The organism is Limosilactobacillus difficilis (assembly GCF_947387495.1).
In the GTDB taxonomy this organism is placed as follows: domain Bacteria; phylum Bacillota; class Bacilli; order Lactobacillales; family Lactobacillaceae; genus Limosilactobacillus; species Limosilactobacillus difficilis.
Map to the genome: position 1 here is coordinate 1 of NZ_CANDNU010000008.1, position 13,627 is coordinate 13,627.

The following is a 13,627-nucleotide window of genomic DNA, read 5'->3' on the forward strand; positions in this document are numbered from 1 at the left end:
TCTAGTTGCCTAGAAAAAATATTTATTCAATTATCAAGCCAGAATATTCAACTTCCAACTTTTTGGGTACACGTCAGGGGAGCCGGATCCGCATTTTAATTATTTCGTGTTAGTTTAAGCTGCCGTTGCAAACAAATCATTTACTGAGTTAACGATCTCCTTGCCCGTCATTTGATCCTGGACAACGTGGTCATCAATCCGTAGATCATAGCCCTTGCCGGCGTCATTGATCTTCGTAAGGTCAACTGGCTTATCATCAGCATCAGTCACGTCGAAGTGGTACTTCTCCATGTTCTTGATTGTGTCATTTTGTACTGTCATAATCAGTGACCTCCTTTCACCTTCCGTTATAGTCCTTTTCCCGCCATTGTTAAGCTATTGGCGCTAATCATTTCAAAATGTTTCACAAAAGTGTTACACCACCCGGTCAGTAGGGCGAAAAAGAGGTAAAGGTTCGCTTTAATTCCTGCTCCAAGGCCGTCGACAGGTCTTCCCCGTAGACATGGCGGTAATAGCGGTTGAAACGCCGCCGCTGGTAAATAAAGTCGTAGCGCTCGCGTTGCTGATGCAGCTGCAATAGTCTGGCATAGTCGATCGGCTGCAATGTCGTCGTGGAACAGCCCGCCAGGTACTGGTCGTACTCGATCATCGCCAGCTGGAAAGCACCGACCATGTCAGCGGCCGCCAAATTATTCTTCAACTTCTGGTAAGAAGAATCGATCAGCACCTGGAGTCGCGAATGGGTCGCGTGCTGCCGGCGGAAAATCAGCAGCGATCCCCGGCAGTGGGCATGAAACGAAGTCAGCTGATGAGCCATCACCCAGCACACCTGGTGACTCCGCGGCGCACACGTCGGTACCAAGCGGTAGCGTCCCGCCACGGCCGAGCGGGACCGCCTGTTCAAGGCAAAGAATTGGTAATAAGCCCAGTTATGATCATCATCCAGGCACTGGCTCGCAAAAAACTCGCGGAGCAGCCCCCGCAACGGGCGCTTGACCACCAGCAGATTTCCCCGAACCGTTAACAGCAAGGTCTGTGCGTGACGTGCTCCCGGCCGCTCCATCAACAGCAAAAAATTTTCCCAAGTGAGCTGGTAATCCAAGAGCTCTTCGCTGATCAAATTCGCGTTGAACCGCGTCGCATCAAGGAAATTGTTAATTTCCATAATTGTCCCCCATCTTTTCTACTCTCCCACCAATTTAAAGAGAATTATTTCCAATTCCAAGTTACAGGAGAAAAACGGTCTTGTAAATCTTTTTTTGGAATCTTTTTGGCGAAAATAGAATTCGGAAGGCGATTACATTTTCTTTATCATAAACTCATCCGCGGCCACGGAAATAATGCCAAATGTGAGTGATTTTGATGACCAGAAAACGCAGCCTCAGCGAAGGCTTAGAATTTTTACTGCATAACGACCGCCAGCGTCTCATCCACGGAGTCTTAAAAGGCCTCTACCTGCGCCCCAGCGACTCCTTGTACGATGATTATTTCCAGGACGCCTGCCTGCTCTTTGCGACAGCCTACGTCGATTTCGACCGTGAACCGCTGACGGATACCGAAGACTTCCTGCACTTTGCCTACCAGCGCATCCGCTGGCGCCTCCTGGATCGCATCCGCCGGGCCCGCTGGCAAGCCGACAACAACGAGCTCTCCCTGGACAATCCCCTCCTCAGCGAAACCCAAAAGGAGATCCTGACGATTGATCCCCATTCGGCCGACCCCGCTGCCGGGGCCGCACATAAGGAAGTAATTCGCCAGCTCAAGCAGGTGGCGACCCCCAAGCAGCGTCGCTACCTCCACGCTGTCTTCGATCTCGGACTATCCGATAGCGAGATTGCCCGCCGTTATCACGAATCACGGCAGACCGTCTACGCCTGGCGCCAAGGAGTGATCAAGCGCGCCCGCGCAAACCAAATTCTGCCATAACAAAATGGGATTAGTCAGATGCTGTCTGATTAATCCCATTTTGTTGTTATTAGAACATGTTGATAACCGTTTCAACGCTCGCGTAAGCCATGAAAATCACGACTACCCAGCCGGTGATACTCAGCCAGAGCGGGTGCTTGTAAGTTGCCCTCATGATCTTGCTCCGGTAGGTCGCCAGCAGCAGGATAGCCAGGGCAATCGGTAAAATGAACCCGTTGAGGGCCCCGACGACAACCAGCACTTTGGCCGGCTGGCCGATAAAGTAAAAGACAATCGTCGAGAAGATGATAAAGCCCATCGTCAGATAACGCTGCAGCTTTTCAAAACGCTCTGAGGAGTTGTTCGATACCGCGTAGTTGAGGAAGGATACTGATGTGAAAGTCGAACCGAGAGTGGATGACAGACCCGAAGCCAGCAACAGCAAACCGAAGAACTTGTAACCGAAGTTGCCGGCCGCGTATTTGAAGATCGAGGCTGCCGGGTTGCTAGGATCCAGCTTGTAACCGGCGACGATCACGGCCAGACCAGCCAAGAACAGCATTACCCGAATCACGGAAGCCAGGCCGATCCCGGTGAGGGCCCCTTCGTTAACGTATTTGATGTCGCCTTCCCCTTTAGCGCCACCGGCCAACAACCGGTGCCCACCAGCAAAGGAGATGTAGCCGCCGACGGTCCCGCCGACGATCGTCACGATCGAATAGAAGTTGATCTTGGTCGGCACAAAAGTGTGCTGAACCGCCATTCCATAAGGCACCTTCATGATGCACAAAATATAAACTAAAATCGCAATTTTGATGACCGCCAGCACTTGAACGGTCCGGTCAACCGCGGCCAGAGCATTCTTGATGATCAAGACGATAATGGCAAAGATCCCGACGATGATCGCCCCGTCCCGGGCCGGGATGCCGAAAAGCACGTTGAGCCCGAGCCCGGCCCCGCCGATGTTCCCAATGTTGAAGAACAGTCCGCCGATCGCCACGAGGGCCGACAGCAGGTAACCCAGTCCCGGGAAGACTTCATTAGCGATCACCTGGGCCCGTTTCCCAGCCACAATGATGATTCGCCAGATATTCAGCTGAACGACAATGTCCACTAAAATACAAATCAGAATCGCAAAACCGAAGTTCGCCCCCATCTGACTGGTGAAGGTCGCCGTTTGGGTCAAAAAGCCCGGCCCTACCGCCGACATCGCCATCAGGAAGGCCCCGCCGATCGCGGCGGCCCGGAGTTTATTGTTGTGCGATTGATTTAACTGACTCTTTCCCTCTTCTTTCATTCAAATCCCACCCCTCTTTTTTATCAGCACGCTCGCAGAGCAATGCTGTCTGCTTTCAGCGTTTTGCGCAGTTCCTTGACAATTGCCAGGGCAGCGGCGTTGTCCCCGTGGACACACAGCGAATCCACCTTGAGTGCTACTTTCTCGCCGGTAATGGCCGTCACCGCCTGGTCCTTGATCATCCGGACAGCCCGCTCAGCCACTTCCTGTGGATCCGTCAGTACCGCTCCGGCTTGGGAGCGCGGCACCAAACTGCCATCCGCCTGGTAGGCCCGGTCAGCAAAGGCTTCTGAACGTGACGGAATCCCGACCTCTGCGGCGGCCTTAATCAGATTGCTGCCAGACAGGCCGTAAATCGGCAACTGCGCGTCGACGCGCTTAATCCCCTTGCAGATCGCAATTGCCAGGGCCAGATCCTTCCCGGCTGCGTTGTACAGGGCTCCGTGCGGCTTGACGTGGTGCAGACGGTGCCCTGCCGTAAAGGCTGCCAGGGCGCCGACCTGGTAAGTGATCATATTGGTCACGTCATCTGGATCCATCGCCATCTTGCGCCGACCGAAGCCGTTTAGGTCAGGGTAGCCGGGATGAGCCCCGACAGCCACCTGATTTTCCTGGGCGATGGCAACCGTCTTGGCCATCACACTCGGGTCCCCGGCGTGAAAACCGCAGGCCACGTTAGCCGAAGTGATCAGCGGCAAGACCTGTTCGTCGTTGCCGATCGTGTAACGGCCGAAGCTTTCGCCTAAATCACTATTTAAATCAACTGTTAACACCTTATGATCTCCCTTCTAAGTCATCCAGCCAGTTGACAGTCGTCGTCAGCCGTTGGAAATCCGGTTCCTGCAGGATCTGGACCAGCAGATCCAGGTTGGTTTGAATACCGCCGATCACCGTCTCATCGAGTACAGCCTGCATCTGTTGCAAAACCCGTTGCCGCCGGTCGCCGTAGACGATGATCTTGGCAATCATACCGTCGTAGTTTCCCGGCACCGTATAGCCCTGGTAGAGGGCGGTATCGACCCGCACCCCCTGGCCGCCCGGCAGGTGCAGAGCGGTGATCTTGCCCGGCGTCAATGCGTTCACCCGGCATTCAAGAGCGAAGCAGCGTGTCTGAACATGGCGCTTGCTCAATTCCGCCCCGGCCGCGATCCGCAACTGCAATTCGACCAGGTCAGCCCCGGTCACCAGTTCGGTAATCGGGTGTTCGACCTGGATTCGGGTATTCATCTCCATGAAGTAGTAGCTGCCGTCCCGGTTGTAGAGAAATTCAATCGTCCCGGCGCCCTCATAATGCAGCTGAGCGACGGCCCGTTCCGTCCGCCGCAGCATCTCATCGCGGGTCTTTGGCGGTACCACCAGGGCCGGTGCTTCTTCGATGACCTTCTGGTGACGCGCTTGAATCGTGCAATCCCGTTCCCCGAGGGCGACCACGTTGCCGTACTGGTCAGCGACGATCTGCACCTCAATGTGGCGCGGTTTTGCTAGATACTGTTCCAGATACATTTCGTTACTGTCAAAGGACGCCATGGCCTCTTCCTGGGCCGTCCCGAACTTGGCTTTCATCTCTTCAGGGGAGTTGATGATCCGCATCCCCTTGCCGCCACCACCGGCACTCGCCTTCAGCATCAACGGGTAGCCGATCTCTTCGGCCTGCTCTAGGGCGTCCGACAGGGTCGTGATAGTGTGGGCACTGCCCCGGACGACCGGGAGGCCAGCCTGCTTCATCGTCAGCCGCGACTGCTCCTTGTCGCCCAGCAGCCGGATTACGGCTGAACTCGCCCCGATCAGCTTGATCTGGTGCGTTTCGCACGCCTGGGCAAAGTCGGCACTTTCGGACAGGAAACCGTAACCGGGGTGGATCGCTTCGGCACCGGTCAGTTCGGCCGCCGTGATAATCGCGGAAATGTTGAGGTAGCTGCTGTTAGCGTTGGCTGGCCCGATGCAAACAGCTTCGTCCGCCAGCTTCACGTGAAGGGCGTCACGGTCCGCTTCCGAATAAACCGCCACCGTCTTCAGACCCAGGATGCGGCAAGTACGGATGATCCGCACGGCAATTTCCCCTCGGTTAGCGATCAGCACCTTGTGAAAGGGCCACTTGCTGAGCGAGCTACTTAAGCTGAATAAGTGGTTGTCCATATTCGACCCCCTCTTCGTTATTGACGAGGACCTTCTCTACCGTCCCTTCCCGGTCAGCGACAACGTCTGTAAAGGCCTTCATCACTTCGATGACCCCGACGACGTCTCCCTTCTTGACCTGGTCACCGACCTTGACATAGGGCGGCTCCTGAGGTGACTTGGCAGTGTAAAAGACCCCGACGCTCGGTGCGTTAATCGTGTTATTGTTCGCAACTGTGGCCTTGGGTGCCATGACTGCCTGCTTAGCATCAGCCTGCGCTGGTGCTGGCTGAACATTAAGAGTATTGACATGCGGGTTGAGGGACCGCAATTTGATGTGTTCGTCCTTGTTGGAATATTCGAGTTCAGCAAGGTTGTTGTCTTTCAACAGCTTAATCAGGGCTTCAATATTATCAGTTTTCACGAGAATTCACTTCCTAAAATAATTCTGCCAGCCGTTGACTAGCGGTGCGTTCGATACCGTAAGGACGTTGGTAGCGGGCGTGGCGGATTTGTTGCGCCAGCGCCCCTAACTGCTGTTTTTGCTTTTTCAACAGCTGATTGGCATCTGCCAACTCAACCAGCTGAAACTTGATCTTTTGACCGGGCCGTGACTGGACCAGTTTTGGTAAGTCGACCCCGGCCACTACCGCAATCAGGGGGTAGCCGCCCGTCGTCTGCCGGTCGGCCATCAACACGATCGGTTGACCGCTAGACGTCAGCTGCACCGCTCCCCGAACGGTCGCGGCCGAGAGCATACTTGGCAGCTTGCTGGTTAGCGCTTGACCCGTCAAACGGTAGCCCATTCGGTCGACGTTTTTGGTTACCGTGTATTCCTGAGTGCTAAAGCGCTGTTGGTCTTCCTGGGAAAACTCATCCCATTGGGGCCCTTGCAACACCCGGATCGTCGTCACCTGATCGGGAGCGGGCAAAGCCGGTCCCTGCGTGCGTCGGTGATAGTAAGCGGACAGCAACCAGGATGGCTGGTAGCTAAGCTGATCACCGGCCTGCAAGGCACGACCGTGGAAACCGCCGAGGTGCAGTCGCAGGATCGTCGAGGCACTGTCCATCAAGCGCGGCACCTGAAAGCCGCCCCGGATGGCGAGATAACCAAACATTCCCGCCGCGGCCTGGCCGATCACCAGCCGGTCGCCGGCCTGGACGTGCAGACAGCGGTAATTTGGCACTGCCTTGCCGTTCAGCTGGACGTTGAAATTCCCGCCGGTCACTGCCACAAAGGTGGGTTGGTCAAAGCGAATCGTCGGCCCGGCGATCACAAATTCCATCACCGGGGCCGTCAAGGCGTTGCCGACGAGGAGGTTGGCCATTTGCAGGGCCGGCTGGTCCATCCCTCCCGCTTCCGGGAAGCCGTTGATTTGGTGTTGGGGCCGGCCACCATCCTGGATCGTCGTCTGAGCCCCCGGCTTTTCGATATTAAGCATTGCCATCGTCTGTCACCGCCTTCACTTGGTACGTTCCCGCCTTCACCGCTTGGCGAATGGCACGATACTCTTCTTCGCCGATCGCGACAAAGCGCACCTGATCGCCCGCTGCATAAAAACTTTGCGGGTGGTCGGGACGATAGAGATCAACCGGCGTCCGCCCAATGATTTGCCAGCCACCAGGGGAAGCCACCGGATAAAAGCCCGTCTGCTTGCCAGCAATGCCAACGCTACGGGCCGCAATCTTCAGACGCGGCTTGGCTAAGCGGGGCATTGCGATCTGGTCAGCCACGCTCGCCATATAGGCAAAACCGGGCAGGAAGCCCAGAAAATAGATCAGGTAATCCCGCCCCGTGTGGAGCTGGACCGCCTCTTTTTTGCTGACGTGGGCGAAGTCGGCCAGCTTGCCGAGGTCGGGACCGTACTCGCCCCCATAGCAAACCGGAATCAACCAGGTTTTGGCCGGCGCGGCCTTGGTCTTCAGCGCTTGCTGCACCAATTTCTGGATTGGGGCCTTTAATTCGTTAAAGTCGGTCTGACTGCCATCAAACAGGACCGTTAGGGTGTGGTAGGCCGGCACCACCGTTTGGACAGCGGGGAGGTGGGCTCTCAGGATCAGTCCTCCCAGCTGGTGGATCTGTTGGTTAATCTGCGGATTAATTTCGTTGGCAAAACTGATCTCCAGCGCCTGGTCCCCGACCGGCACAATTTGATAATGATTCATCGACCACACCCCTTATCGTATTAAGTTAAAATTAAAGAATAATTAAATGATAATGAAAATAAGCCCTGGTGTCAATCGTTACCACCCGGCATCAGTGGGTGCTTTTGCAATAATCTTAGCAAGCTTCACCGCTGTCGAAGCTTGACTTAAGATTAGCAAGTTGGCACCCAATCAGGGTTTCGAAAAGAAGAAATTACTAAAAAAAGCCAGCGCAATCATGCACTGGTTTTTTTCTCATTATTTTCCAATTTGGAGAAACTAAATCAAATGAACCCCTTTGTCAACATAGATCACATCACCGACTACTCCGGTGGAAAGATCGCTCATCAAGAAGGCGCAAGTGCCACCAATTTCCGGCAGGGTCACCGACTGATCGTCAACCGTCCGGGACTTGGACATCTTCAGCAGGTCAGCATGGCCGCTAATGCCGGTCACGGCGAGAGTCTTCATTGCCCCGGCAGAGATCGCGTTGACCCGGACCCCGAATTCACCCATGTCACGAGCGAGGTAACGGACGTTCGCTTCCAGGGCCGCCTTGGCAACCCCCATCACGTTGTAACTTGGAATAGCCCGTTCGGAGCCGAAGTAGGTCAGGGTCACGATACTAGCGGGACGCTTCAACAAGTCGAGCTGGTGAGCCGCTTTGGCAACCGCCAGCAGCGAATATGCGGAGACGTCCTGGGCGAGAGCGTAGCCATCCCGGGTCGTATCGAGAATCGAACCAGCCAGTTCCTCCTTGCGGGCGTAGGCGATGGCGTGAACGAGCCCGTCCAGCTGACCAAAGCGCTCCTTGATCGTCGTGAAGGCCCGGTTGATGCTCTCGTCGCTGGCCACGTCGCATTCGATCAGCCGCTGATCATCCTCGGCCAGGCGGGCAACGCTCTTTTTCATCCGTTCATTCTGGTAAGTATAGATAATCGTTGCACCCTGCTTGGCCATTTCTTGGGCACATCCCCAGGCGATGGAGCGCTTGTTGGCAACCCCCATTACCAGGATTTTCTTATCTGCTAAAATTCCTTCCATGATTAGCTCCTTTAAAATTTTCGATATCGTTGTCGGCGGGCTGCTAGTAGCTCCGCCGGTGTTTGCGAACACAACTTGTCCAGCTGGGGCTGCAAAACCGCATCGATGGCTGCCAGCACTGCCCGGTGGTCGTCTGGCTCGTCGATGATCCCTTCGATCACCCGCTGTTTCAGCAATTGTTTGGGCGTCAGCTGCATCAATTCAGCCGCTTCGTCCGCCCGCCGGCTGTCTTTCCAAAGGATCGAAGCAAAACCTTCCGGCGACAAAATGGAATAGGTACTCTTGGCCATCATCCACACCTGGTCACCACAGGCTAGGGCCAAAGCCCCGCCACTGCCGCCTTCACCGTAAATCACCGTGATGATCGGTGTCGGCAATTGGGCGATCTGCAGGAGGTTGGCCGCGATTGCGGCTCCCTGTCCGTTCTCTTCGGCTCTCTGTCCCGGATAGGCCCCCGGTGTGTCGACAAAAAAGATGACCGGCCGCTGGAATTTGGCCGCCTGTTTAGCGAGGCGCAGCGCCTTACGATAACCGCCCGGTGTCGGGCAGCCAAAATGGGTTGCCAGCCGGTCCTTGACGTCTGCTCCCCGGTCGGTGCCAATCACTGTCACTGGCCGTTGATGGAAGAAGGCCAGACCGCCGACGATGGCCGGGTCGTCACTGCCCGCATGATCACCATGCAGTTCAATAAAATGATCGAATAATTGCTGGGTAATTTCGGCCATGGTAATCTTCTGCGTACTCCGGGCCGCAGCGACGATCGCTCCCGCGTCTTCCTTAGTCATGCTGCCCACCTCCGTATTGCAATAATTGCCAGATGGTTGTTTTTTCATCCTGTCGGCGGACGATGCGGTCGACAAAGCCGTGCCTCAACAGGTTCTCGGCATCCTGCAAATCCGCCGGAATCTTCTGGTGAATCGTCTGCTCGATCACCCGTCGCCCGGCAAAACCGACCAGGGCGTGCGGTTCAGCGAGGGTGATATCCCCCTGCATGGCGAAACTAGCGGTGACTCCGCCCGTCGTCGGGTCGGTCAGGATCACCAGGTAGAGCAACCCCGCGGCCGCGTGCTGGGCCACAGCGTTGCTGATCTTGGCCATCTGCATCAGCGAATTAATTCCTTCCTGCATTCGGGCCCCACCCGAAGCAGTGCAGAGGACCACCGGCAACCGCTCTTGCGTCGCTCGTTCGAACAGCCGGGTGATCTTCTCGCCAGTGGCGGTTCCTAGCGAACCCATAATGAAGGTCGGGTCCATAATTCCCAGGGCAAAGTGTTGGCCGCGGATCCGAGCCCGTCCCGTCAGGACTGCGTCGTTCAAACCCGTTTTTCCCTGAGCCTGTTTGAGCTTAGCCGGGTACCCGGGAAAGTTCAGCGGATCGTTGCTTGACAGCTCGGAATCCTGTTCGTCAAAATCGTCGACCAGCCAACCGAGGCGTTGACGGGCGCTGATTCGAAAGCCGTAATGACAGTGTGGGCAGGTAGCGTACTGGTCGAATTCCTTGGTCAGAATCGTTGTCCCACACTTGGGGCACTTGCGCCATAAGTCACTGGGCACCTTCGCATCGGCCTGGCGGTCCGACTTGATGTGGTTGGCCGTCAATGTTTTAAGACGTTTGTACAGCTGCATGTCGTTGTTGCACCCCTTTCCGCCACCGTGGCAGGAATGACCGTTCCAAGTAGGCCGTCGTAAAGCGGCCGCTCAAAAACTGCGGGTCATTCAAAATTGCCAGGTGGAAATTCTGATTCGTCTGGATTCCGACGATCACCATCTCGTTTAAGAGCCGCTTCAACTTCTGGACGGCTTCCTCACGATTGTGACCATAGGCAATCACCTTAGCAATCATCGAATCATAAAATGGCGTCACCTGCGTGCCCGGGTAAAGGGCGGTGTCGATCCGCATCCCCAGGTTGCCCACCGGCAGGTAGAGGTAATTGACTTTCCCCGTCGACGGCATGAAGTTGCGGGCCGGGTCCTCAGCGTTGATCCGACATTCGATTGCCACGCCACGGAGCTGGACGTCCTCCTGTTTAAAAGGCAGTGGTTCGCCCGCGGCAACTTTGAGCTGGGCCTTCACCAGGTCGATTCCCGTCACCATCTCGGTCACAGTGTGTTCAACCTGAATCCGGGTGTTCATCTCCATGAAATAGAAATGGTGCTGCTTGTCCATCAAAAATTCCAGCGTGCCGGTGTTGACATAGTCGATCGCGTTGACCGCCTTGATGGCCAGCTGGCCGAGGTGCCGGCGCTCATCAGCAGTAACCAGTGAACACGGACTTTCTTCCAGTACCTTCTGCCGGCTTCGCTGGAGGGAGCAATCCCGCTCCGGGAAGTAAACCGCATGGCCCTGCGAATCACGGAAGACCTGCACTTCGATGTGCTTGACATCCGTCATAATCTTTTCGAGATACATCCGGTCATCGTTAAAGGACAACCGGGCTTCGGCCTGGGCATCGCTGAAGGCCTGGGACATCTGATTTGCCGAGTTAACCCGCCGAATTCCCTTCCCACCGCCACCAGCGGCTGCCTTCAGCAGCACCGGGTAGCCAATCTCGGCTGCCAGACGATCGGCATCCTGGTAAGTGCGGATGTAACCGTCGCTGCCGGGAATCACCGGCACCCCGCTGCGTTTCATCTGCTCGCGGGCGTGTTCCTTGTTGCCCATCATGTCGATCGTTGCGGCACGCGGGCCGATAAAGGTGATCCCGCACTCCTCGCACATTTCTGCGAACTCGGCATTTTCCGACAAGAAGCCGAAACCCGGGTGGATTGCCTGGGCACCGGTACCGACCGCCGCCGCGAGGATGTTCTTTATGTTCAAATACGAATCCTGGGGCCGGGCCGTCCCGACGCAGACTGCTTCGTCAGCTAACTGGACGTGGAGACTCTCCCGGTCCGCCGTGGAATAAATGGCCACCGACTTGATGCCCAGTTCGCGAAGGGAGCGAATGATCCGGACGGCAATCTCACCGCGGTTAGCCACTAAAACCTTCGAAAACATCTATCTCACCTAGCCAATCATAAAGGTTAATTCGGCCGTGCACGCTTTCTTGCCGTCGACCGTTGCAACACCCTTGCCTTCCCCGATGTGACCGCGAATCTTCGTCATGTGCACTTCGAGCCGCATTGTGTCACCGGGACGCACGACCTTGCGAAATTCAGCGGAGTGAATCCCGCCAAAGTAGGTCGTCTTCCCTTTAAATTCCGGCTGTGATAAGAGGGCTACCGCCCCCGTCTGAGCCAGAGATTCGACAATCAAGGCTCCCGGCAAAACTGGGTTCTCCGGGAAGTGACCGTTGAAAACCTCTTCGTGGATCGTGACATTGCGCCGGGCCACTGCCATCTGCCCGGGAACCAGTTCGTCAACCCGGTCAATCAACAGCATCGGGTAACGGTGGGGAATAATCTTTTGGATCTGAGTAGAATCTAAGTTGACTTTGGCCATCATTAATCCTCCTTAATCATGACGATCGGCTGGTCGAATTCGACCAGGTCGCCGTTTTCAACCTTGATCGACGCGACCGTACCGCTGCAGGTGCTCTTGACTTCCGTCAGCATCTTCATCGCTTCGATGACACAGACGACGTCCCCTTCCTGCACGTGATCGCCAACCTTCACATAGGCTGGTTCCTTCGGCTTGGGCTGCAGGTAGACGGTCCCGACCAGCGGTGCCTTGACCGCCTTGTTACTGCTATTGGTAGTTGTCAGGTGGTGTGGTGCGGCGGTCGCTGTCGCAGCAGCCGGCGCGCGCCCTTGCCCTTGGGTTACCGGCGTTGCTTCCTGATTCTTGCTCAGGTAGAGGTGAAAATCCTGGTCATCGATCTTAAGTTCACGGGTCGATGACTGCTCAAACTGGTTCATCAATTTTTGCACATCGCTGAATTCCAAGAGATTACCTCCATTTCTTAAATGCCAAGACGGCGTTGTGACCGCCGAAGCCAAAGGAATTGCTCAAAGCGTATTCGACCGCGGTGTTCTGGTTGGCCGCGTTAACCAGGTTGACCCGGCACTCCGGATCCTGCTGATCGCAGCCGACGTTGATCGGCAACTGCCCCTTCTCCAGGGCGGCCACTGTGATAACCGCTTCGATGGCCCCCGCTGCGCCAAGCAGGTGACCGGTCATCCCCTTGGTCGAGCTGACCAGCACGTCGCTGTCTTCACCAAAGACCGTGTTGATTGCGAGGGATTCGCCGCTGTCGTTGGCGTGGGTTGCTGTCCCGTGGGCGTTGATGTAGCCGACCTGGTCTGGTTGAATGCCAGCTTCGTCGATGGCTGCTTGCATCGCCCGGGCCGCGCCCTTGCCGGTCGGATCCGGTGAAGTGATGTGGTAGGCATCACCGGTAGCCCCGTAACCGACTACTTCGCCGAGGATCTTAGCACCACGCGCCTGGGCGTGGTTGAGGCTTTCGAGGATCACCGTCCCGGCTCCTTCGCCAAGCACGAAACCGTTGCGATCCTTGTCAAAGGGCCGGGAAGCTTTCAGCGGGTCTTCGGTGGTCGACAGGGCTTTGAGGGCCGCGAAACCAGCGATCCCGATTTCGTTGACTGAGGCTTCGGCGCCCCCGGCGATGATCGCCTCTGCTTCACCCGCCTTTATCTTGCGGAAGGCCTCGCCGATACTATTGGTCCCGGTAGCACACGCCGTCACCATCGCGGTGCAGACGTTCTGGGCGTTGGCCCGGATGGCGATGTTGCCGGCCGCCATGTTGGCGATAGCCATCGGCACGAACATCGGCGACACCCGCTTCGGTCCCTTGTCGTGCATCTTGATAATCTGTTCCTGAATGGTGGTCAGCCCGCCGATTCCAGAACCGAAGATCACGCCCAGGTCTTCGGGTTTGGTGTTGTCTTCGTTGATTCCCGCCATTTCCAGGGCCTGGACCGCCGTCTGGACGGCGTATTGTGAATAGAGGTCCATCCGGCGAGCACTCTTCTTGCCAACGACCGCCTGGGGGTCGAAGTCGTCGATTTCCCCGGCAACGGTGATGCCGGTCTCGGCAGCGTCAAACTTGCTGATCGGTTTGATGCCGACTTTACCGGCGAGGGTGTTGTTGACAAAAGCCTCCAAACCGTTTCCGTTGGGGGCAATTGCACCCATCCCAGTAATTACAACTCTTGTCATCT

General features: G+C 56.2%; 16 protein-coding genes. 1 reads left to right on the forward strand and 15 read right to left on the reverse strand.

Features of this window, described 5'->3' with window-relative positions; translation table 11 throughout:
• Nucleotides 1-114: 114 nt before the first annotated feature.
• Entirely contained in the window at nucleotides 115-321 is a 207-nt protein-coding gene (locus QOR82_RS02645; RefSeq protein WP_283583221.1) for a hypothetical protein, read from the reverse strand.
• 106 nt (nucleotides 322-427) lie between these two features.
• The gene (locus tag QOR82_RS02650) at nucleotides 428-1,165 is read right to left on the reverse strand and encodes a hypothetical protein (protein ID WP_283583222.1); all 738 of its coding nucleotides are present in this window, start codon (nucleotides 1,163-1,165) and stop codon (nucleotides 428-430) included.
• A gap of 197 nt (nucleotides 1,166-1,362) precedes the next feature.
• On the opposite strand from QOR82_RS02650, the gene QOR82_RS02655 reads away from it, so the two are divergent.
• Nucleotides 1,363-1,926 carry a sigma-70 family RNA polymerase sigma factor gene (locus tag QOR82_RS02655; RefSeq protein ID WP_283583223.1) on the forward strand — a complete coding sequence of 188 codons (564 nt, stop codon included), beginning with the start codon at nucleotides 1,363-1,365 and terminating at the stop codon, nucleotides 1,924-1,926.
• A gap of 49 nt (nucleotides 1,927-1,975) precedes the next feature.
• Here QOR82_RS02655 and QOR82_RS02660 read toward each other — a convergent pair whose 3' ends face one another.
• From QOR82_RS02660 to fabF, 13 genes are all read right to left on the reverse strand, one after another.
• A complete protein-coding gene (locus QOR82_RS02660) occupies nucleotides 1,976-3,202 on the reverse strand; it encodes an NRAMP family divalent metal transporter (protein WP_283583224.1) in 1,227 nt (408 codons plus the stop codon).
• A gap of 23 nt (nucleotides 3,203-3,225) precedes the next feature.
• Nucleotides 3,226-3,975 carry a LamB/YcsF family protein gene (locus tag QOR82_RS02665; RefSeq protein ID WP_283583225.1) on the reverse strand — a complete coding sequence of 250 codons (750 nt, stop codon included), beginning with the start codon at nucleotides 3,973-3,975 and terminating at the stop codon, nucleotides 3,226-3,228.
• A gap of 1 nt (nucleotide 3,976) precedes the next feature.
• Entirely contained in the window at nucleotides 3,977-5,338 is a 1,362-nt protein-coding gene (locus tag QOR82_RS02670; protein WP_283583226.1) for an acetyl-CoA carboxylase biotin carboxylase subunit, read from the reverse strand.
• A complete protein-coding gene (locus QOR82_RS02675) occupies nucleotides 5,310-5,741 on the reverse strand; it encodes an acetyl-CoA carboxylase (protein ID WP_283583227.1) in 432 nt (143 codons plus the stop codon). Before QOR82_RS02675 ends, QOR82_RS02670 begins: the two co-directional genes overlap by 29 nt.
• A 13-nt stretch (nucleotides 5,742-5,754) precedes the next feature.
• Complete coding sequence (locus tag QOR82_RS02680; RefSeq protein WP_283583228.1) at nucleotides 5,755-6,765, reverse strand: 5-oxoprolinase subunit C family protein; 1,011 nt, start codon at nucleotides 6,763-6,765, stop codon at nucleotides 5,755-5,757.
• Nucleotides 6,752-7,483, reverse strand: coding sequence for a 5-oxoprolinase subunit PxpB (gene pxpB / locus QOR82_RS02685; RefSeq protein ID WP_283583229.1), 732 nt, complete (start codon nucleotides 7,481-7,483; stop codon nucleotides 6,752-6,754). Before pxpB ends, QOR82_RS02680 begins: the two co-directional genes overlap by 14 nt.
• A gap of 258 nt (nucleotides 7,484-7,741) precedes the next feature.
• Nucleotides 7,742-8,506, reverse strand: a complete 765-nt coding sequence (fabI, locus tag QOR82_RS02690) for an enoyl-ACP reductase FabI (RefSeq protein ID WP_283583230.1) — start codon at nucleotides 8,504-8,506, stop codon at nucleotides 7,742-7,744.
• 11 nt (nucleotides 8,507-8,517) lie between these two features.
• A complete protein-coding gene (accA, locus tag QOR82_RS02695; RefSeq protein ID WP_283583231.1) occupies nucleotides 8,518-9,291 on the reverse strand; it encodes an acetyl-CoA carboxylase carboxyltransferase subunit alpha in 774 nt (257 codons plus the stop codon).
• Nucleotides 9,284-10,132 (reverse strand): acetyl-CoA carboxylase carboxyltransferase subunit beta, encoded by an 849-nt coding sequence (locus QOR82_RS02700; RefSeq protein WP_283583232.1) that lies wholly within the window; start codon nucleotides 10,130-10,132, stop codon nucleotides 9,284-9,286. The genes accA and QOR82_RS02700 overlap by 8 nt, the downstream gene beginning before the upstream one ends.
• Nucleotides 10,110-11,504 (reverse strand): acetyl-CoA carboxylase biotin carboxylase subunit, encoded by a 1,395-nt coding sequence (accC, locus tag QOR82_RS02705; RefSeq protein WP_283583233.1) that lies wholly within the window; start codon nucleotides 11,502-11,504, stop codon nucleotides 10,110-10,112. The genes QOR82_RS02700 and accC overlap by 23 nt, the downstream gene beginning before the upstream one ends.
• A gap of 9 nt (nucleotides 11,505-11,513) precedes the next feature.
• Complete coding sequence (gene fabZ, locus QOR82_RS02710) at nucleotides 11,514-11,948, reverse strand: 3-hydroxyacyl-ACP dehydratase FabZ (protein ID WP_283583272.1); 435 nt, start codon at nucleotides 11,946-11,948, stop codon at nucleotides 11,514-11,516.
• A 2-nt stretch (nucleotides 11,949-11,950) separates the two neighbouring features.
• Nucleotides 11,951-12,391, reverse strand: coding sequence for an acetyl-CoA carboxylase biotin carboxyl carrier protein (accB, locus tag QOR82_RS02715; RefSeq protein WP_283583234.1), 441 nt, complete (start codon nucleotides 12,389-12,391; stop codon nucleotides 11,951-11,953).
• Between the two features lie 4 nt (nucleotides 12,392-12,395).
• Entirely contained in the window at nucleotides 12,396-13,625 is a 1,230-nt protein-coding gene (fabF, locus tag QOR82_RS02720) for a beta-ketoacyl-ACP synthase II (protein ID WP_283583235.1), read from the reverse strand.
• Nucleotides 13,626-13,627: the final 2 nt, after the last annotated feature.